This is a genomic window from Streptomyces sp. NPDC013317 (genome assembly GCF_055563155.1).
In genome coordinates this window covers 53,692-73,198 of record NZ_JBVHDX010000001.1, presented here as the reverse complement: position 1 = coordinate 73,198, position 19,507 = coordinate 53,692, and the positions used below count along the sequence as shown (strand labels likewise).

The 19,507-nt window shown below is 72.0% G+C and carries 16 protein-coding genes; 4 read left to right on the top strand and 12 right to left on the bottom strand.

Features of this window, described 5'->3' with window-relative positions:
* Positions 1-23 precede the first annotated feature (23 nt).
* From ACZ3IJ_RS00310 to ACZ3IJ_RS00295, 4 genes are all read right to left on the bottom strand, one after another.
* On the bottom strand, positions 24-1,895 hold the full coding sequence (locus tag ACZ3IJ_RS00310) for an IucA/IucC family protein (protein ID WP_467465391.1): 1,872 nt from the start codon (positions 1,893-1,895) through the stop codon (positions 24-26).
* A gap of 61 nt (positions 1,896-1,956) precedes the next feature.
* On the bottom strand, positions 1,957-2,631 hold the full coding sequence (locus ACZ3IJ_RS00305; RefSeq protein WP_467466237.1) for a GNAT family N-acetyltransferase: 675 nt from the start codon (positions 2,629-2,631) through the stop codon (positions 1,957-1,959).
* 247 nt (positions 2,632-2,878) lie between these two features.
* Positions 2,879-4,768 (bottom strand): IucA/IucC family protein, encoded by a 1,890-nt coding sequence (locus ACZ3IJ_RS00300; protein ID WP_467465390.1) that lies wholly within the window; start codon positions 4,766-4,768, stop codon positions 2,879-2,881.
* Positions 4,769-4,809: 41 nt separating this feature from the next.
* Positions 4,810-6,321, bottom strand: a complete 1,512-nt coding sequence (locus ACZ3IJ_RS00295) for a diaminobutyrate--2-oxoglutarate transaminase (RefSeq protein ID WP_467465389.1) — start codon at positions 6,319-6,321, stop codon at positions 4,810-4,812.
* A 320-nt stretch (positions 6,322-6,641) separates the two neighbouring features.
* On the opposite strand from ACZ3IJ_RS00295, the gene ACZ3IJ_RS00290 reads away from it, so the two are divergent.
* Both ACZ3IJ_RS00290 and ACZ3IJ_RS00285 read left to right on the top strand, forming a co-directional pair.
* Entirely contained in the window at positions 6,642-7,817 is a 1,176-nt protein-coding gene (locus tag ACZ3IJ_RS00290; protein WP_467465388.1) for a trypsin-like serine peptidase, read from the top strand.
* Between the two features lie 157 nt (positions 7,818-7,974).
* Positions 7,975-9,135 (top strand): trypsin-like serine peptidase, encoded by a 1,161-nt coding sequence (locus tag ACZ3IJ_RS00285; RefSeq protein ID WP_467465387.1) that lies wholly within the window; start codon positions 7,975-7,977, stop codon positions 9,133-9,135.
* Positions 9,136-9,284: 149 nt separating this feature from the next.
* Here ACZ3IJ_RS00285 and hflX read toward each other — a convergent pair whose 3' ends face one another.
* The 6 genes from hflX to miaA form a co-directional block, all read right to left on the bottom strand.
* A complete protein-coding gene (gene hflX / locus ACZ3IJ_RS00280; protein WP_467465386.1) occupies positions 9,285-10,778 on the bottom strand; it encodes a GTPase HflX in 1,494 nt (497 codons plus the stop codon).
* Positions 10,779-10,907: 129 nt separating this feature from the next.
* Complete coding sequence (locus tag ACZ3IJ_RS00275; protein WP_467465385.1) at positions 10,908-12,401, bottom strand: M1 family metallopeptidase; 1,494 nt, start codon at positions 12,399-12,401, stop codon at positions 10,908-10,910.
* A 138-nt stretch (positions 12,402-12,539) separates the two neighbouring features.
* Complete coding sequence (locus ACZ3IJ_RS00270) at positions 12,540-14,678, bottom strand: RelA/SpoT family protein (RefSeq protein WP_467465384.1); 2,139 nt, start codon at positions 14,676-14,678, stop codon at positions 12,540-12,542.
* 217 nt (positions 14,679-14,895) lie between these two features.
* Entirely contained in the window at positions 14,896-15,771 is an 876-nt protein-coding gene (gene dapF, locus ACZ3IJ_RS00265; protein WP_467465383.1) for a diaminopimelate epimerase, read from the bottom strand.
* A gap of 64 nt (positions 15,772-15,835) precedes the next feature.
* A complete protein-coding gene (locus ACZ3IJ_RS00260; protein ID WP_383228591.1) occupies positions 15,836-16,300 on the bottom strand; it encodes a hypothetical protein in 465 nt (154 codons plus the stop codon).
* Between the two features lie 107 nt (positions 16,301-16,407).
* A complete protein-coding gene (gene miaA, locus ACZ3IJ_RS00255) occupies positions 16,408-17,346 on the bottom strand; it encodes a tRNA (adenosine(37)-N6)-dimethylallyltransferase MiaA (RefSeq protein WP_467465382.1) in 939 nt (312 codons plus the stop codon).
* A 259-nt stretch (positions 17,347-17,605) separates the two neighbouring features.
* Here miaA and ACZ3IJ_RS00250 point away from each other — a divergent pair, with 259 nt between their 5' ends.
* A complete protein-coding gene (locus ACZ3IJ_RS00250) occupies positions 17,606-17,842 on the top strand; it encodes a gliding motility protein (RefSeq protein WP_467465381.1) in 237 nt (78 codons plus the stop codon).
* A 53-nt stretch (positions 17,843-17,895) separates the two neighbouring features.
* Positions 17,896-18,192, top strand: coding sequence for an antitoxin (locus tag ACZ3IJ_RS00245; RefSeq protein WP_467465380.1), 297 nt, complete (start codon positions 17,896-17,898; stop codon positions 18,190-18,192).
* Positions 18,193-18,378: 186 nt separating this feature from the next.
* On the opposite strand, the gene ACZ3IJ_RS00240 is transcribed toward ACZ3IJ_RS00245, so the two are convergent.
* The gene (locus ACZ3IJ_RS00240) at positions 18,379-19,086 is read right to left on the bottom strand and encodes a class III extradiol dioxygenase subunit B-like domain-containing protein (protein WP_467465379.1); all 708 of its coding nucleotides are present in this window, start codon (positions 19,084-19,086) and stop codon (positions 18,379-18,381) included.
* A 28-nt stretch (positions 19,087-19,114) separates the two neighbouring features.
* Positions 19,115-19,483 (bottom strand): hypothetical protein, encoded by a 369-nt coding sequence (locus ACZ3IJ_RS00235; RefSeq protein WP_467465378.1) that lies wholly within the window; start codon positions 19,481-19,483, stop codon positions 19,115-19,117.
* Positions 19,484-19,507 lie beyond the last annotated feature (24 nt).

The window sequence follows — 19,507 nt, the reverse complement described above, 5'->3', positions numbered from 1 at the left end:
ACGGCGCTGCACTGACAGTCGGATCACGCGAGCGGGTTCGCGACCGTCCCGTGGACGGCGGCGTGCGGCCGCTCGGGGCGGTCGCGGTAGCCGTCCAGATGCAGACGGTTGCGGTTGAGACAGAGTCGCTCGATCCGAGGTGTGAGGAGATCGAAGAGCTCGAACCGTTCCTTCAGCTCCGGGAAGCGTGCCTGATGACGCAGGATCTCGGCACGCAGGAGCGCCCAGAAGTCGTTCTCCGACACGGCGAGTTGTTCTTCGCAGAGTGGCGCCAGATAGCGGAAGACACCGACGAACAGCCCTGAATGGATGAACTGGGTGAGGAATCCGGGCTCCTCGGTGAGCAGGACGGCCCGGACGTCGTCCGGCATCGGCTCGTGCTCGGGCAACGGGTGCGCGCTGATGTTGACGTCGTCGACGAAGTCCTTGATCGCCAGCCGGACGGGCACGTCCTGGTCGTCGTAGACGACGATGGCGTTCTCTCCGTGCGGGGAGAAGACGGTGCCGTACCGGTAGAGGAAGTGCAGCAGCGGAGGCAGCAGAGCGGCGAAGAGCCGCTGAAGCCAGACGGCGGGGGCCAGTCCGGACCGCTCGACGAGTTCGGCGACGAAGGCGCGCCCTTCCGGGTCGGTGTGCAGCAGGGCGGCCAGGGTCCGGGCGTGTTCGCCGGCCGGGAGCCTGAGGGGTTCGCGCCAGATCGCGCCGAGGAGTTCCTTGTACTGGTAGGGGACCTCGGGCAGCCGGTCGTAGAGAGGGTGCTCGACGGTGACCGAGGCGACCTCGCCGAGGAGGATCACGCCGCACTCGTCACGCAGGAACGGGTCGCCGTCCCGCAGCCCGTGGACCCAGGAGGTGACGGCGGGGGCGGCGAGGGTCCGCTCCGTGGGGAGGCCGCGCCAGACAAGGGTGTTGAGCACGGAGAGCGGCAGCTTCACGGTGTGCCGGTCGGGCCTGCTCGTGTTGAGGAAGGTACGGATGGACTGCTGCGGCAGGCGCAGGTCGCCGTCGGCGGGAAGGGGCACGATCGCGCCCGCGGCGACGGCGGGGGCGTAGAGCGGGAGGATCACCTCGTCCCACTGCCAGGGGTGGACGGGCAGGAGGAGATACCGGTCGGCGTCGAGCCCGCGGCCCCTGAGCTCCGCCCGGAATGCCTCACGGACCTCGGCGTCCAGCTCGCGGGCGTAGAGCTGATCGGGGGTGTCGAGGCCCGGGACTCCGCGGTAGGCCGCGAGGTCGGTGATGACGGCGATCCAGGGGAGCCGGGCCGGGCGGCGGGCTTCGGGGGCCCAGCGGGCGGCATCGGTGGCGGAGAAGCCGATCCTGCCCTTGTTGAGGACGAGCCAGGGGTGACCGGTCTGGTGTCCTTCGAGCTCGGCGTACCCGAGATCGGCGAGTCGGTCGGCGGTGAGCGCCGTCCTGTCGAGGCGTGCGTCGGCGGCGAGCGTGGTGGTGAGCTCGCGGATCAGATGGCCGAGGGTGGCACCGTCGAGGTTCAGGAGCCGGCGGGCCCGGACGAGGAAGTCGAGCGGGTCGGCCAGCGGCTGTCCGTCCCGCGCCAGGGAGTCGGGGTCGAGACGCCAGCTTCCGTAGGCACCGCGGCGGGCCGTGAAGGTCAGCGCGGAGCCGTCGTCGAGGCGGAGGAGGTACGGCCGAGGGCCATGCGCCGCGCTCGCGTCGCCGGGGGCGCTGAGGGCGTCCGGGGTGCCGTCGGGGCCGGGGGTGCCGTCGGGGCGGGGCTCCGTGCCGGGCGCGGGTACGGGCTCGACGATCTCCTCGTAGGCGAACTCGGCGATGGTCTTGGCGAGCAGGCGCGAGGCAGCGCGCGTCCAGGCCTCGGGGGTCAGCTCGGCGGGTGAGAGCAGTGCGGAGTCATGGGTGGCAGGGGACGTCGGCACGGGGACTCCTCGGGGTGGGAACCGCTGTGGGTCGAGCGGTGTAAGTAAGGCAGGGAGGCGTTCACAGGACGTGACGAAGGGCCCGGTCGCGGACCATGAGGGCGGCTCGCTTGTCGGGAAGGTCGACTTCCGCCGAGAAGCGGAAGCCGGCGCTCAAGAAGGCTGAGACGGAGGGGGTGTTGCGCAGGTCGGGTTCGGCGATGACACGCGTGCTGCGCGGACGGTGGTCGAGTACGAGATCGGCTACGGCGCGGAGGAGCGCGGTGCCGACCCCTCGGCCTCGGTCGGCGACGCCGCCGAGGAGCAGGTGGATACCGGTGTCGTGCGGGCGGGCGGGATAGTGCCGGGCGAGCGGGTCGAGGTCGGCGCGGTAGATCTCGAAGTAGCTCATCGGGGTGGAGTCGAGCACTCCGAGGCAGGGCACGCTGCGGCCGTCGCCGTCGAGTTGCGCGCCGATGTGGGCGGCCGTGACGGTCTCGGGTCCGGAGAGTTCCCAGAAGGCGGCGACGGCCGGGTCGTTCATCCACCGCGTGACGAGGGGCAGGTCGCGCTCCAGCCGGACGGGCACGAGGCGGAACGTGCCGACGGGGGTGGTGGCGGGTCCCCAGGTGGCGACCGTGTCGAGGAGGTCGCCCTGGGTGGTCGCCGTGCCCTCGCCGGCCGCGATGAGCGAGATCAGTTCGTCCGAGAGGTGCAGGTCCAGCGTGTCCTCGCTGCCCGTGCCGGACGCGTGCAGGGAGTCGGTCGCGGCGACGGGGCGCGTACCGGCGTCGGGGCGGATACGGGTGCCTGCTCCGAGGCCGAGGCCGGGATCCGGACCCGGGCCGGTGTCGCGACCTGTGTCGGTGCCGGTATCGGGACTCGTGTCGGTGCCGGGACGCGCATCGGTGGGAGGCACGGTGGTGGTCTCCTCTCGGCGGGTTCGGTCGGGTGGTGGTTTCGGCCGGCGGGCCTCGGCCGCACGGTCGGGTGGGGTGTGGTTCTCAGGGTCGGAGGGGGTTGGTGATGGCGACGTAGACGGATTGGGTGTCGACAGGGCCGACGAGTTCGTCGAGGCCGTGCAGCCGGGTGAGGAGGTTGGCCTTGCAGCGCAGCGTCGCGGCCTCCAGCAGCCGGTGCGGCAGCGGGGAGCCGAGGCCGGTGGCGGAGGTGAGGAACTGGCGGAACGCGGCGAGCAGGACACGTTCGTCGGCGAGATGCTGGGCGCCGAAGGCTCCGATGAGTCCCAGGACGTTGTTGATCCCGAGGTAGTAGGCGAAGCGCTCGTCGGTGACCTGGTCGGAGACGAAGGTGTCGCTGATCGACCCGATGCCGGGGAGGCGGCTCTCCAGCTCGTCGCGGCGTGACTCGCGGAAGTAGTAGCCCTGGTTGTCCCGGTAGCGACCGCCGATGGGCCAGCCGTCGGGGTCGAGGAGCACGAGAGTGTTCTGCTGGTGGGCCTCCAGGGCGACGCCGGCCACTCCGTCGAGCCAGAGTACGGGGCGGACGACCTGGTCGAGGTAGCGCAGGAACCACTCGGCGGCGACGGCCGTGGTGGGCCGGCCGGTGCGGGCGGCAAGCCGGGTCACGATGTCGGCGAGGCGGGATCGCATCCGCGTCGTGCCGGGCCAGGGGCGCGGAGCGGTGAGGGCGGCGATGCAGACGGCGTCGTCCCCGGCGGTGAAGGGGTTGTGGCGGATCATCACGTCGAGCCCGGGGACGGGTTCGCCGTCCGGGGTGTCGACCGCGAGCCAGGCGGGGTCGCGGACGATGTCGAAGCCCGGGTGGGCGGCCTGCCACTGGTCGACGAGGCCGGTGCGCAGGAGCCGGTGGACCTCGACGCCGCGGTGGAGTTCCTTACGGAGGTTCTCCCGGCGGGAGTTGGTGATGCGGACAGCGAGGGAGAGCTTGAGCATGGTCCGCGCTCCGGGCCGGTGCACGGTGCGGACGGAGGAGGTGGGGTGCCAGGCGGCTCCGGAGGGGCCGAGGTCGTGGAGGAGGCCGGATGCGAGCAGGGCGGCGACGGCGGGGCGGTGCGGCAGTTCGCGTGCCTGCCAGGGGTGCAGGGGCAACGGGACGGTACCCGGAGGCAGGTCGATCCCGTCGGCGAGGCCGGTGGCGAGCTGGGCGGCGGTCACGGCGCGGCCCTGTTCGGTCCAGGCGGAGTCGGAGGTGAGGACCGAGTGGTCCACGGCCATCCAGTGCAGCGGGAAGGAGCCGTACAGCTCGGGTGAGTAGAGCCGGGCCTCGCCGTCGGAGAGTCCCTCGCGGCTCTTGGAGGTGGGGTGGAGCGGGTGGCCGAGCAGCAGGGACTGCTCGGCGGTGAGGAAGAGGTCGGCTTCGGGGCCGGGGGTGGGGCGGCGTCGGCGGTCGGTGATGAAGTCGGCGGTGCGGCGGGCGGAGTCGGCGACGCGGCCGACGAGTTCGGTGCCTTCCGGGCGGCCGGTCTCGCGGCTGATCAGGGCGGCGACGGTGACGGCGTCGGCGCGGGGGGCGGTGGGGTGCAGCCCCTCCAGCGCGGGCGGGCCGAAGCGGTGCCATCCCGTGGGCGACCAGTAGAGGACGGGAACGAGGAGGGCGGTGCCGCTGGCTTCGAGGGGGATGCGCAGGGTCGTGGAGCCGGGGGCGGGCAGGTTCTTCTCCCGTACCCAGCAGCGCAGCAGGTTCTCGATGGTCGCCGCGTCGGCGGCGCGCAGCGGGTCCGGGTCGTCGAGCGGGTCCTGACGGGTGTCTGCACCGCCCGTGGCGGTGACCGAGGTCGAGGGCTGGGGGTCGTACGGGCCGGAGTGCTGGCGTGGGACGGTGGCCTGCTCGACGGGGCTCTGCTCGACGGTGAGCGGTCCGCGGGCGGCGCTGCCGGTGTCGGACGCTTCGGAGGCGTGGCTGGCGTTCACGGAGGGGGCTTCCTTGTGAGGGTGTCCGGGATCGGTCCGGGTCAGTGGGACGGCCCGGTCGGCGCGGCCTGGCCGGTGGTTCCGGTGGTTCTGGTGGTTCCTGTGGTTCCTGTGGTTCCTGTGGTTCCTGTGGCGTTCCGGAGGGGGGTGGCTTGCGGGCGCGGGCGGTGGGCGCGTTCGGCGGCGGCCAGGGCGTCGGCGAAGCGGTCGAGGACGGCCTCGGCCTGCTCGTCCGTGAGGGTGAGCGGGGGCAGGAGGCGGACGACACCCGAGTGACGGCCGCCGAGTTCGACGATGAGGCCTCGGTGCAGGCACTCCTGCTGCACGGCAACGGCGAGGGCCTGGTCGACCGGTGGGGCGCCGGCGTCGTCGCCGGGGCTGTGCGGGTCGACGAGTTCGACGCCGATCATGAGCCCGCGGCCCCGGACGTCGCCGATGCTGGGGTGCGCGGCGGCGAGTCCCTGGAGGCGGCCGAGCATCCGGGCGCCGAGGGTGGCGGCGCGGTCGGCGAGCCGGTTCTCCCGTACGTACGCGAGGGTGGCGGCGCCCGCGGCCATGGCGAGCTGGTTTCCGCGGAACGTGCCCGCGTGTGCGCCGGGCTCCCAGGCGTCGAGTTCCGCCCGGTAGACGATGACCGCGAGCGGGAGGGAGCCGCCGATGGCCTTGGAGAGGACCATCACGTCGGGGACGATGCCGCTGTGCTCGACGGCCCAGAAGGCACCGGTGCGGCCGACGCCCGTCTGGACCTCGTCGGCGATGAGCGGGATGGACCGGGACGCGGTGATCTCCCGCATGCGGCGCATCCAGTCGTCGGGGGCGGGGATGACGCCGCCCTCCCCCTGCACCGGTTCGAGGATCATCGCGGCCGGATGCGTGACCCCGCTCTTGGGGTCGTCGATGAGGTTCTCGGTCCAGCGCGCGGCCAGTTCGGCGCCGCGCTCGCCGCCGACGCCGAAGGGACAGCGGTAGTTCTGCGGGTAGGGCAGCCGGGCGACCCGTACGTCCGTCGCTCCCCCCGAGGCGTCCAGAGCGCCGGCCGTCATGCCGTGGTAGGCGCCGGTGAAACTCAGCAGCCCGCTGCGGCCGGTGGCCGTGCGGACGAGTTTGAGGGCTGCCTCGACCGCGTCCGTGCCGGCCGGTCCGCAGAACTGGATGCGCGCGTCGTCGGCGAGTCCGGCGGGCAGCGTGGCGAACAGCTCAGTGGTGAAGGCGTCCTTGACCGGGGTGGCGAGGTCGAGGACATGGAGCGGGGCGCCGGAGTCGAGCACCTTCTTGATGGCTTCGAGGACCACCGGATGGTTGTGCCCGAGGGCCAGGGTCCCGGCGCCGGAGAGGCAGTCCAGATAACGCCGTCCGTCGGCTCCCTCGATGGTGAGTCCTCTGGCCCGCACGGGAACGATCGGCAAGGAGCGCGCGTAGGTGCGCGCCGCCGATTCGCGCAACGACTGTCGGCGCAGGATGCCTTCGAGAGCACCCGCCTCTCCGGTCTTCCGTTCACCCTGGTGCGCCTGCGCGGCCGATGGTACGGCCGGAGCTGGTTCGGTCACGGCCACGACTCGGTGTCCTCCCGCTGTAACAGTTGCGTTGCACATCGGTACGTTGCTCCGCCCTGCGAAGGGCAGCGCGGAGCGCCTCCTCTGTGTCCCCCGTACGTACCAACGACGGGAACTGCCAAGGATCACGGGCGAATCTCAAGATCCTTGGCGTGGTGGGGATCACGGCCCGGCAACGACCGTACGAGGGCCGGAACCGTGGACCTGCCGGGTACCGTCCCCTCCGGCACCGGCATAGTGGGGGCCGCACTTCGGCGCCGGTCAGGCGCCACCACTGTTCACTCATGCACAAGTTGACGTAGTCCCAGGGGGATCACGAGATGCGATCGATTCGTCCGCTGCTGGCCGCGGCAGCCGCCGTCGCGGCGTTGACGCTGACGGCGACGGCCTGCGGCCCGACCGAGGAGAACGCGGGCGACAAGCCCAGCGCTCCCGCGAGCCCGTCCACCGGCGACAAGATCACGATTCCGGACGACCTCAAGGACCGGCTCAAGGAGCACGGGATCGATCTGGACAAGTGGAGGAACGGCGAGTGGAAGAACTGGGACCGCGACAAGTGGCTGCGTGAGGCCAAGGACTACGTCAACCCGATCATCGAGGACCTCTGGGACCCGGACCGGATGCGGGACGCGCAGCGGCCCGACAAGCCGGTCGAGGAGGAGGACATCTCCGGCGACAAGGGCGTGACCGACCCGACCCCCGTGCCGGTCAGGGCGAAGGGTGTCCCGGCGGCGTACCACTCCAACGCCCCTGAGGCGGGCAAGGTGTTCTTCGACGGCCCCGAGGGGTCGATGGTCTGCTCGGCCACGGTCGTGAAGGACCCGGCCAACCCCGGCAAGTCCAACATGGTCTGGACGGCGGGCCACTGCGTGCACGCCGGCAAGAAGGGCGGCTGGTACCGCAACATCGCCTTCGTGCCCTCGTACAACGACAAGGCTCTGCCGACCTCGCAGCTGGAGAACGCGACCCGCGAGCAGGTCGCGCCGTACGGCGTGTGGTGGGGCGACTGGGCGCAGACCTCCGAGCAGTGGATCTCCGAGGGTGCGGCGACCGGCGGTCAGGGTGCTCCGTACGACTTCGCGGTGATCCACGTGACGCCGGAGAAGGGCGGCACGGGCAAGTCGCTGGAGGAGACGGTCGGTTCGGCCCTCCCGGTGGAGTTCAACGCTCCCGCGGTGTCGAAGATCGCGAACATGGAGGCGACCGGCTACCCGGCGGGCCCGCCGTTCGACGGCCAGAAGATGTACCAGTGCAAGGACAAGCCGGGCCGTCTCTCGGTGAAGGCCGATCAGCCGACGATGCACCGCATCGGCTGCACCATGACCGGTGGCTCGTCCGGCGGCGGCTGGGTGGCCACGGGTAAGGACGGCCGGCCGGCCCTGGTGTCCAACACCTCGATCGGCCCGGTGACGGCGGGCTGGCTTGCCGGTCCGCGCCTGGGCGCCGAGGCGAAGGGCATCTACGACGAGGTCAGCAAGAAGTACGCCGGCCGCTAGGCAGCCGGTGTCCGAGGGGCGGGACCCTGCGGGGTCCCGCCCCTGCCTACGGGCATACTCCGCACCACAAGTGACGCGTCCATGGCAACGTGACCGTGGCATTCGGTCCGTGGCCTTGCCCGGACGCGGGAAACATCAACTGGGGGAATCTCCACGCATGCGTTCCGCACGACTCATACCGACGTTCGCCGCGCTGGCATCGGCGCTCGCCCTGACCGCCACCGCCTGCGGCCCGACCGAGACACCGGCGGCCGACAAGCCCGCGGCGGAGACGAGCGCCCCCGCCACCGGAGGCGGAGACTCCGCGCTTCCGCAGGATCTCGCCGACAAGCTGAAGAAGCACGGCGTCGACCCGGACAAGTGGAAGAACGGCGAGTGGAAGAACTGGAACAAGGACACCTGGCTCCGTGAGGCCGAGGACTTCGTCAACCCGGTGATCGAGGGGCTCTGGGACTCCCAGCGGATGCAGTCCGCCAAGAGCCCGGACCAGACGGTGACCACGGCGGCCGGCTCCGGGGGCAGCGACCCCGTACCGCGGCCCGTACGGGCCCAGCGGGAGAAGACTCCCTACCACCGCAACGCGGCGCCGGTCGGCAAGATCTTCTTCGACTCGCCCCAGGGCCACATGGTCTGCTCGGGCACCATCGTGAAGGACCCGCGCCGGCCCGGGAAGTCCAACATGGTGTGGACCGCGGGCCACTGCGTCCACGCGGGCCAGCGGGGCGGCTGGTACCGCAACATCACCTTCGTCCCGGCCTACAACGACCTCGGCAAGTCGCCGTCCGCGCTGCGCAACGCGAAGCCGCACGAGGAGGCGCCCTACGGCCAGTACTGGGCCGACTGGGCGGTGACCTCGGGCGAGTGGATCCAGCGCGGTGGGACGAACGCCGCCTGGCCGTACGACTACGCCGTCCTGCACGTGAAGCCGGCGCAGGGCAGGAAGTCCCTGGAGGAGACCGTCGGCGCCGCGCTGCCGGTCGACTTCTCGGCGCCGACGGCGGCGCAGGCCGGAACGGTGGGCGCCTGGGGCTACCCGGCGGCGCCGCCGTACAACGGTCTGATCATGCACAAGTGCCTCGACCGGGCGAAGCGGTACACCACGTCACCGGCCACGCCGACCATGTACCGCATCGGGTGCACCATGACCGGTGGCTCGTCCGGCGGCGGCTGGTTCCGCGCACTGCCGAACGGGACGACCGCGCTGGTGTCGAACACCTCGATCGGCCCGGCCGGCGGCAACGGCTGGCTGGCGGGACCGCAGCTCGGCCGGGGTGCGAAGAACGCGCACGACATGGTGAGCAAGAAGTTCGCCCGCTGACCCGGCGCGCCTGACGCCCGGGGCCGTACCCGGCGCACACAGACGGAAGGCCCCGCCCCCCATGGGGGGCGGGGCCTTCCGTCTGTCGCGTGGACGAACCGGTCAGGGAGCCGGCCGGTCGGTGAGCAGGCCGGTCCGTGGCGAACCGGTCAGTGAGCGGCCGGGACGTACGGCGTCAGGAACGCCGCCAGCTCCTCGTGCACACGCGCCTTGAGCAGCGTGCCCTCGGGCGTGTGCTCCTCGGAGAGCAGCTCGCCCTCGGTGTGCACCCGGGAGACGAGACCGCCTTCCGTGTACGGCACGAGTGCCTCGATCTCGACCTGCGGCCGCGGCAGCTCGGCGTCGATGAGCGCGAGCAGCTCCTCGATGCCCTCGCCCGTGCGGGCGGAGACGGCGATCGCGTGCCGCTCGACCCGCAGCAGCCGCTGCAGGACGAGGGGGTCGGCCGCGTCCGCCTTGTTGACGACCACGACCTCCGGCACGTTCACCGCGCCGACGTCGCGGAACACCTCGCGTACGGCCGCGAGCTGCTCCTCCGGAGCCGGGTGCGAGCCGTCCACCACGTGAAGGATCAGGTCGGAGTCCCCGACCTCCTCCATCGTGGAGCGGAACGCCTCGACGAGGTGGTGCGGCAGGTGCCGTACGAACCCGACGGTGTCGGCCAGGGTGTACACCCGGCCGCTCGGCGTCTCGGCCCGGCGCACGGTCGGGTCGAGGGTGGCGAACAGCGCGTTCTCCACCAGGACGCCCGCGCCGGTCAGCCGGTTGAGCAGGGAGGACTTGCCCGCGTTGGTGTAGCCGGCGATGGCGACCGAGGGCACCTTGTGACGGCGGCGCTCCTGCCGCTTGATGTCACGGCCGGTCTTCATCTCCGCGATCTCCCGGCGCATCTTCGCCATCTTCTCGCGGATCCGACGCCGGTCGGTCTCGATCTTGGTCTCACCGGGACCACGGGTGGCCATTCCGCCACCGCCGCCGCCACCCATCTGACGGGAGAGCGACTGACCCCAGCCTCGCAGTCGCGGCAGCATGTACTGCATCTGCGCGAGCGCGACCTGCGCCTTGCCCTCTCGGGACTTGGCGTGCTGGGCGAAGATGTCGAGGATCAGGGCGGTCCGGTCGACCACCTTCACCTTGACGACGTCTTCGAGGGCGATGAGCTGGCCGGGGCTGAGTTCGCCGTCACAGACGACGGTGTCGGCGCCGGACTCGAGCACGATGTCCCGCAGCTCTCGAGCCTTGCCGGAGCCGATGAAGGTCGCCGGGTCCGGCTTGTCACGGCGCTGGATCACGCCGTCGAGCACGAGGGCGCCCGCCGTCTCGGCGAGGGCCGCGAGCTCAGCGAGGGAGTTCTCCGCGTCCTGCACGGTCCCCGAGGTCCATACGCCGACCAGCACGACGCGCTCCAGGCGCAGCTGCCGGTACTCGACCTCGGTGACGTCCTCGAGCTCGGTGGAGAGGCCCGCCACGCGCCGCAGGGCCGCGCGCTCGGAGCGGTCGAACTGATCGCCGTCCCGCTCTCCGTCGATCTCGTGGCTCCAGGCGACGTCCTCTTCCATCAGGGCATCGGCCCGAAGGCTCTCGGTGCGGTTCGTGTCCGCGAAGCTCTGCTCGTCCTGGGAAGGGGATGAAGAGGAGGTCATTTGATCCTTACGTCGATGGAAAGTCGTTGCGTCGATCACAACGTGTGACGGCACGGAAAGATTCCCGGGCCGGCCGCGTCGTCGACCTGACGATGGTGACACGGTCGGCCCGGACCCGTCATCCGGGTTTCACCTGGACTTCGCGGCGCCGCGTACCTCGCCCGCCGGGCGCGAGCGCCAGTCCGGGTGCCCGGGCATCGGCGGGGTCTTCTCGGCGTACAGCCAGCCGGCGAAGAAGGACGTGAGGTCACGCCCCGCGACGTCGGAGGCCAGCGCGGTGAAGTCGGCGGTGGTGGCCGTGGCGTCCAGGTGCTCGCTCACCCAGCGGCGCTCCAGTGTCCGGAAGGCCTCGGTCCCGATCTCCTCGCGCAGGGCGTAGAGGACGAGGGCGCTCCCGTCGTACACGACGGGACGGAAGAGGCTGATCTTCTTGCCGGGCGTGGGAGGTGCGGGGGAGGCCGGCGGTCCGCCGTCCGCGCGCCAGGCGTCGGATGCGGCGTAGGCGGCCTTCATGCGCCGCTCCATGGACTGTCCGGCCGTCTCCTCGGCGTACAGCGCCTCGTACCAGCTGGCGTGCCCCTCGTTGAGCCAGAGGTCGGACCAGGTACGGGGCGAGACGCTGTTGCCGAACCACTGGTGCGCCAGCTCATGGACCATGATCGAGTCGACGTACCACTCCGGGAACCCGGGCTCGGTGAAGAGCCTTCTCTCGAAGAGAGAGAGGGTCTGGGTCTCCAGCTCGAAGCCCGTGGCCGCGTCGGCGACCAGCAGCCCGTACGTCTCGAAGGGGTAGGGGCCGACCTGGCTCTCCATCCACTCCATGTGGGCGGGGGTGCGCTTGAGCCAGGGCTCCAGGAGGTCCCGGTCGGCCGTCCGGACGACGTCGCGCAGCGGCAGTTCGTGCGGGCCCGCCCGGTGGACGACGGTCGTGCGGCCGATGGACACCTGGGCGAGTTCGGTGGCCATGGGGTGGGCCGTGCGGTACGTCCAGGTCGTGCTGGGACCGTCCGTGGTCCGGCCCGTCGGAAGGCCGTTGGCGACGGCCGTCAGCGTGCTGGGGGCGGTGATCCGGAAGGTGAAGAAGGCCTTGTCGGCGGGGTGGTCGTTGGAGGGGAAGACGCGGTGGGCGGCGTCGGCCTGGTTGGCCATGGCGAGGCCGTCGCCGGTGCGGATCCAGCCCCCGGCGTCGGCGGGGCCGGTGGGGTCGCTGGTGTGGGTGACGGCGATGGTGATCTCGTCGCCGCTCTCCGTCGCCGTGACGGGGGTGATCACCAGGTCCTCGCCGCTGGACTGGAAGGCCGCCGGAGCCCCGTCGACGGTGACGGACCGGACCGTCCCGTGCGTGAAGTCCAGGTTGATGCGCTCCAGGTCGGCCGTGGCCGTTGCCTCGATCCGGGTCACGGCGGCAAGCGGTTCGGTGTTCTTCCCCGGATACGTGAGGGAGATGTCGTACGAGAGGACGTCGTAGCCGGGGTTGCCGAGGTGGGGGAAGAGCGGGTCTCCGATGCCGAGCGGCGTCGGCGCGGGGAGGGCGGCGGCGACAAGCCCGGCCGACGCGGCGACGAGGACGGCGGCGCGCGTCCACCGCGCGCGTGGGGAGGGGTTTCGGGGTGTGAGCGGCATGGGCTACGGCTACCAGTGCCGCCACCCCTCCCCCGGACGGCGCGCTCACCCGCCACCCGAAGGGGTCACCGACGTGCTGACGTCACCCCGTAGTGACGTCACCCCGTGCTGACGGGGCCTGTCACGCTCGGCCCGGCCTCACTCGTCGTGCGTGGCGGGGTGGCGGGCGCGGCTCACGTCGTACACGCCCGCGACGTCACGCATGGCCCTCATCAGGGCGGGCAGTCCGGCCGCGTCCGGGAGTTGCAGGGTGTACGTGTGCCGGACGCGCTGTTCGCTCGGGGGCTCGACGGTCGCCGAGACGACGGCGACTCCCTCGCCGGCGATGGCCTCGGTGAGGTCCGCGAGGAGACGGGGCCTGCCGAAGGCCTCGGCGACGAGCGTGACGCGGCACTCGGCGGTGTCGCCCCAGCGGACGCTGACGGGTGCCCGTCCCAGCCGTCTCATCGTGCCGACGGCCGCGCAGCCGATGCGGTGCACGGTGACGGAGCCGCCCCGCACCTGGAAGCCGGTGATCGCGTCGGGGGGTACCGGGGTGCAGCAGCCCGCCGGCCGGGCGGCGGCGGTCGGCGCGCCGGGAAGGTCGGCGTGGAGCTTGGCGCCCGAGCGCCGGTCGGCCGTGACGGAGACCGGTGGCCTCGGGTCGGCCTCGGGCGCACGGACGGCTTCCGGGTGGGCCTGGAGCCAGGCGGTGATCGCGATCCGCGCTGCGGGTGTACGGGCGTGCTCGAGCCACTCGGGGGACGGCCCCGAGCCGCTGTCCTGGGTGAGGAGCAGCTGGACGGTGTCGCCGTCGTTCAGGACCGTGCTGAGCGTCGCCAGGCTGCCGTTGACGCGCGCGCCCAGGCAGCCGTGGGCGGCGGCTCCGTGCTGGGCGTACGCGGCGTCGACGCAGCTCGCCCCGGCGGGCAGGCCGAGGGCGCCGCCGTCGGCGCGGAAGACGGTGATCTCCTGGTCCTCGGCGAGGTCGGCGCGCAGCGAGGTCCAGAAGGTGTCGGGATCGGGGGTGGACTGCTGCCAGTCGAGGAGCCGGGAGAGCCAGCCGGGCCGGGTGGGGTCGGCGCGCTCGCCGTCGTCGGCGGGTTCGGCGCCGTCACCGCCCGCCGGGGGTGTGTAGGGGTTGCCCAGCGCGACGACCCCGGCCTCGGCGACCTTGTGCATCTGGTGCGTACGGATGAGGACTTCGGCGACGGCCCCGTCGGGGGCGGCGACGGCGGTGTGCAGCGACTGGTACAGGTTGAACTTGGGGGCCGCGATGAAGTCCTTGAACTCGGAGATCACCGGGGTGAAGCAGGTGTGGAGTTCGCCGAGGACGGCGTAACAGTCGGCGTCCTCGGCCACCAGCACGAGAAGCCGCCCGAAGTCGCTTCCCCGCAGCTCGCCGCGCTTGAGCCGGACGCGGTGGACGGAGACGAAGTGCCGTGGGCGGACGAGTACTTCGGCGCCGATGTCCGCCTCGCGCAGGGCCGCGGCGACGCTGTCGGCGACGGTGGCCAGGACATCGCCGGCGCCGGTGTTCCCGGCGATGAGGGCGCGGGTGTTCTCGTACTCCTGGGGATGGAGGATGGCGAAGACGAGGTCCTCGAGCTCCGTCTTCAGCGCCTGGACGCCGAGCCGTTCGGCGAGTGGGATGAGGACGTCACGGGTCACCTTGGCGATCCGGACCTGTTTCTCGGGGCGCATCACCCCGAGGGTGCGCATGTTGTGGAGCCGGTCGGCGAGTTTGATCGACATCACGCGGACGTCGTTGCCGGTGGCGACGAGCATCTTGCGGAAGGTCTCGGGTTCCGCGGCGGCGCCGTAGTCGACCTTCTCCAGTTTGGTGACGCCGTCGACGAGGTAGGCGACCTCGGCGCCGAACTGCTCCCGTACCTGATCGAGCGTCACCTCCGTGTCCTCCACCGTGTCGTGGAGCAGCGCGGCGGTCAACGTCGTCGTCTCCGCGCCCAGTTCGGCGAGGATGAGGGTGACCGCGAGCGGATGGGTGATGTACGGCTCACCGCTCTTGCGGAACTGTCCGCGGTGCGAGGACTCGGCCAGGACGTACGCGCGGCGCAGCACGGCCAGGTCGGCGTTCGGGTGGTGGGCCCGATGGGCCTCGGCCACATGACCGATGGCGTCCGGCAGACGGTCCCTGGTGGTGGGGCCGGCCAGGGCCGCGCGGCCGAGCCGGCGGAGGTCGAGCCTCGCGCGCGCCGCTCGGCCGCGGCTGCGACTGGGAGCGTCGGGACCCATGGCCTCCGCTGCGCTCACAGGGTTGGTGGCCTCTGCACTCATGGGGCACCTCCGGCGACGTCGACCGGCGGTGGACGGGCAAGGCGTGCCCGCGGGGCCGGTGCTTGATGCTACCGACCCCACCACGTGGCGCAGTGCCGCTCTCGCTCAGCGTGAAACGGATCACCCAATCGAGCGAAGGATCAGTCGTTGACTGTTTCGAATGTGTCCGTCGGGTGCGTTTGGTGCTTACCGATGGCGAGCTCGGTACCGAGGTGTCTCAGTGGCCGGCGAGCCAGGCCGGGTCGATCGTGCCTTCGGCGACGATGACGGCCGGACCGGTCATCTCCACCTCGCCGTCGGGGTGCTCGGTGATGATCAGCGTGCCACCCAGGACGTCCACGGTGTACGCGACGGGCTCACCGCTCACGGCGGGGTCGACGCCGTCCCGGCGGGCCGCGGCCACGGCGACGGCGCAGGCGCCCGTGCCGCAGGAACGGGTCTCGGCGGCGCCTCGCTCGTGGACGCGCATGGCCACGTGGCGCGCGCCCCGGTCGGCGACGAACTCGATGTTCACCCCGTCGGGGAAGACCTCGGCCGGCGCGTAGGGGGGCTCGGTGAACAGGTCGCCCGCGTGGTCGAGGGACTCGACGAACGCGACGGCGTGCGGATTGCCCATGTTCACGTTGCGGGCCGGCCAGCTGCGGCCGTCGACGGTGACGGTGACGCCGTCCTCGGGGAGCCGGGCTCGGCCCATGGCGACGGTGACGGAGCCGTCCTTGTCCAGGTGGGTGCGCTTCACCCCGCTGCGGGTGGCGATGGCGACCTCGCCGGCCGTGACGTGTCCGGCGTGCTCCAGATAGCGGGCGAAGACCCGGACTCCGTTGCCGCACATCTCGGCGACCGAGCCGTCCGCGTTGCGGTAGTCCATGAACCACTCGGCCTCGTCGGCCATGGCGCGGGCCTCGGGGTGGGCCGCGCTGCGGACCACGCGCAGCACACCGTCGCCGCCGATTCCGGCCCGCCGGTCGCAGATCCGCGCGACGGCGGCGGCCGGAAGGTCGAGGGCGTTGTCGGCGTCCGGGATGATCACGAAGTCGTTCTCGGTCCCGTGGCCCTTGAGGAACGCGATGGCTGAGGTCTGTGTGCTGGTCACGGGATCAACTCTACGGGGCGGGTCCGACAGCCGCCCGAAGATCCACCCCTCGGGCGAGGTGGCCTCAGCGGAGGCGGGCGACGCGCCAGACGGCCAGGGCGACCAGGAGCGCGCTGAAGAACACGTAGAGGGCGATCACGCGCCAGTTCGGCCGCTCGCCGGAACCGCGGGCCGGGAGCCCCGGCCAGGCGGAGCCGACCCGGCGGGCGGCCATCATGCCCCAGCCGGCCGCGCAGGAGCTGATCAGCAGACCGAGCATGGCGACGACGGCGCCGCCGTCGCCGGACCCGAAGGCGAGGGGGAAGGCGAACATCAGCGAGCCGAGGGCGGCGAGGCCCACGATGGGCGCGAGCTGCCAGATCCGGAGACGGCGTTGCGGCCGGAGCTCGACCTCGACCTCGTCGGGGTCGACCTCGACGGACGTGCCTTCGGCGTCGTCCGGTCCGTCCGGGCTCAAACCGGGCGCGTCACCCGGAGCTTCGTCCGTGACCGCTTCGTGCTGTTCTCTGTCGCGAGGGCCGGCCTCCATCGCCACGCGCCCTCCCACTCGGACTCCACTTGGTCGATCGATGCTCGATGATGGCACGCCAGAGACCCCCGGAATGACGGGCATGGCGTCCCGATGCCATCACGTGATCAGGCTGTGACCGCTCGTTCGACCAACGTCAGCGCCTCTCGCGGGAGTTCCCCGCGGTCTTCCGCCGCTCCGCTCAGCCAGTGGACCCGGGGGTCGCGCCGGAACCACGAGTCCTGGCGGCGCGCGAAGCGCTTGGTGGCGCGTACGGTCTCCGCGCGCGCCTCGTCCTCCGTGCACTCCCCCGCGAGCGCCGCGAGCACCTGCTGGTAGCCGAGGGCGCGGGCGGCGGTGCGCCCCTCCCGCAGTCCCCGCGCCTCCAGGGTGCGCACCTCGTCCACGAGTCCGGCCTCCCACATCCGGTCCACGCGCGTGGTGATGCGGTCGTCGAGCTCGGGGCGGGCCACGTCGACGCCGATCTGCACGGTGTCGTAGACCGAGTCCGGGCCGGGCAGGTTGGCCGTGAAGGGCTTGCCGGTGATCTCGATGACCTCCAGGGCCCGGACGATGCGGCGGCCGTTGCTGGGCAGGATCGCGCGGGCGGCCTCGGGGTCGGCCTCGGCGAGGCGGGCGTGCAGGACACCGGAGCCCCGCTCCTCCAGTTCGGCCTCCAGGCGGGCCCTGAGGGCCGGATCGGTGCCGGGGAACTCGAGCGCGTCGATGGCGCCGCGTACGTACAGTCCGGAGCCGCCGACCAGGACGGGGGTACGGCCTTCGGCGAGCAGCCGGTCGATCTCGGCGCGCGCGAGGCGCTGGTACTCGGCGACGCTGGCGGCCTCCGTCACCTCCCAGATGTCGAGGAGGTGGTGCGGGACACCGCCGCGCTCCTCGAGCGTCAGCTTGGCGGTCCCGATGTCCATCCCCCGGTAGAGCTGCATCGAGTCGGCGTTGACGACCTCGCCGCCCAGTTGCCGGGCGAGGAATACGCCCAGATCGGACTTTCCGGCCGCTGTGGGACCGACGACGGCGATGACCCGCGAGGCGGGAGCTGCACTTCTCACCGTCACAGTCTCGCAAACCTCCCGACCGGTCCCCGAACGAGCGACGTGACGGCCGGCAACCGGGTTCGTTGCCAGTTGCGAGGTTCCGACCGCCGGTTTCCGTACCGGCTGCACCGGGTGGCGCAACAGGGCGCCCCGGGCGCCGCGGGGCTTTCCCACACGAGTACGCTATGGAGTTGAAATGGGCGTTTTTGCATTGTTTCGGCGGAAGGGCAAGGAAGCTGCCGAGGCGTCGACGGAGGAGGCCCAGGCTGTCGTCGTGACGGACACGCCGGACGTGGCGGAGGCCGGAGCGCCGGGCGACGAGGCCACCGAGGCCGGGACGAAGGACGGTGCCGAGGCGGGCTCGACCGCGCCGGCGGCCGACGTGTCGGAGGCGGGCGACGGGGAAGCCGTGGCGGAGGTCGCCGAGGCCGTCGAGGCCGTGGAGATTCCGAAGCAGCAGTCGGCGGAGGAGGCCGCGGACAACGAGGCCGGAGAAGGCGCTCGGAAGTAGAGGTACCTGGCGACAGGGCCTGCCAGACGGACTCACCGGAGGGAAGGTGACCCATGGGTCTCCTGGATTCACTGAAGGCCAAGCTCGCCCCGGCGAAGGACAAGGTCTCGGACCTCGCGCAGCAGCATGAGGCCAAGATCGACCACGGCCTGGAGCGGGCCGCGAAGGTGATCGACGACAAGACCAAGGGCAAGTACAGCGCCAAGATCGAGTCGGGCACCGGCAAGGCCAAGGACGCCCTGGGGCGGATCGCCCACAAGGACGACGGCGGCACCACGGGTCCGGGCACGGTTCAGGGAGACGGCCAGGGTCCCACCCCGCCGACGCCGCCCACCCCTCCGGCCGCCTGACGCCTCCACGCCCGGCACCGCCGCTCGGCACGACTGCCTGGCACCGACCGCCTGGCACCACCGCCCGGTATCCCGACCGGCGCGGCCGCCCGGGTTCACCCGACGGTCCCTCCCGCACGGCGGACGGCCGCGGAGCACGATGCTCCGCGGCCGTCCGCCGTTCTGTCCCGACCTGCCAGGGCGGTGCTACGACCAGGCCGCGACGAAGTAGCCGACGCCGTACGGAGCGTCCTCGTAGAGCAGCCTGCCGTCGAGGCCCGCGCCCTCGGCCGCGCCCGCGAGGACCTGCCAGGGGGCGCGGCCGGCCGCCTTCAGCTCGTACGCCAGGCTCTCGTCCAGGCCGAGGAGGGCGTCGACGTCCGCCGTGCCCAGCGCGCTCGAGGCCGCGGCGTCGAAGGCGACGGCGCGCTCGTCCAGGTAGCCGGGCGCCTTGAGGGTCCGGCAGGCGCTGCCGTCCCCCATCACGAGCAGTGCCACGCGGTCGGCCGCTGCGGCCAGCTGACGGCCGGTCGAGACGCACCGCTCGGCCTCGAGGGGCTCCCCGACGCCGAGGCCTTCGACAGGCGCGTCGGCCCAGTCGGCGCGCTGCAGCAGCCACGCGGCGACGGCGAGGGAGGTGGGCAGCGGACGCTCCGCCGCGGGCCCGGCCCCGAGCTGTACGGAGAGGTCGACGCCGAAGCCCGCGAAGCTGCCGGTCGAGCCGGCGGGGAAGGTTCCGCGGGCCCCCTCGTCGGCGGGACCGACGACATAGAGCCGATCGGGCCGGGACGCGGCGAGCAGCCCGAGGGCGTCGGCGCAGGCCGTCCGGGCTCCGTCGAGTTCACCGGCGGCCCCTGCGGCCACCTCGGGCACGAGCAGGGGAGGACAGGGACAGACGGCTGCGGCGACAAGCATGATCCGCAGCCTACTGCGACGGACTCCGTCACATGGGCGGGACGCTGTCCTGCGGTTCCGGCGTCGGCGGTTCGGGGTCGACGCCGGGGTCGGGGGCCGCGCAGGGGTTGTCGGCGGCACCGGGGTCGGGGTCGGCCGAGTCGTGGACGAGTTCGGCGATGGTGAGCGTGATCAACGTCTCCGACATCAGCCCTCTGACGATCAGCAGACAGCCGTCACCGCTGGGGTACCGGTACACCTCACGCGACTTCTCCTTCCACGGCTGGTAGAAGGTGAGCGAGGCGGCACGCATCGCCTCCCGCGCGTCCTCCTTCGACCCGGTGACTCTCCGCACCACCTCGCTGCGGTACGTGTCCCCGTTGCTGCCGCGCTGCGCGACGACGACCCACTTCCCCATCACGGCCCCCCGTTGTGGATTCTT

Bases quoted from the DNA above. Each gene is read 5' to 3' on its own strand.
- ACZ3IJ_RS00260 (WP_383228591.1), bottom strand. From the start codon at position 16,300: ATGGAGGCCGGCCCTCGCGACAGAGAACAGCACGAAGCGGTCACGGAC.
- ACZ3IJ_RS00245 (WP_467465380.1), top strand. From the start codon at position 17,896: ATGGGTCTCCTGGATTCACTGAAGGCCAAGCTCGCCCCGGCGAAGGAC.
- ACZ3IJ_RS00270 (WP_467465384.1), bottom strand. From the start codon at position 14,678: ATGAGTGCAGAGGCCACCAACCCTGTGAGCGCAGCGGAGGCCATGGGT.
- ACZ3IJ_RS00240 (WP_467465379.1), bottom strand. From the start codon at position 19,086: ATGCTTGTCGCCGCAGCCGTCTGTCCCTGTCCTCCCCTGCTCGTGCCC.
- ACZ3IJ_RS00285 (WP_467465387.1), top strand. From the start codon at position 7,975: ATGCGTTCCGCACGACTCATACCGACGTTCGCCGCGCTGGCATCGGCG.
- ACZ3IJ_RS00235 (WP_467465378.1), bottom strand. From the start codon at position 19,483: ATGGGGAAGTGGGTCGTCGTCGCGCAGCGCGGCAGCAACGGGGACACG.
- ACZ3IJ_RS00290 (WP_467465388.1), top strand. From the start codon at position 6,642: ATGCGATCGATTCGTCCGCTGCTGGCCGCGGCAGCCGCCGTCGCGGCG.
- ACZ3IJ_RS00275 (WP_467465385.1), bottom strand. From the start codon at position 12,401: ATGCCGCTCACACCCCGAAACCCCTCCCCACGCGCGCGGTGGACGCGC.
- hflX (WP_467465386.1), bottom strand. From the start codon at position 10,778: ATGACCTCCTCTTCATCCCCTTCCCAGGACGAGCAGAGCTTCGCGGAC.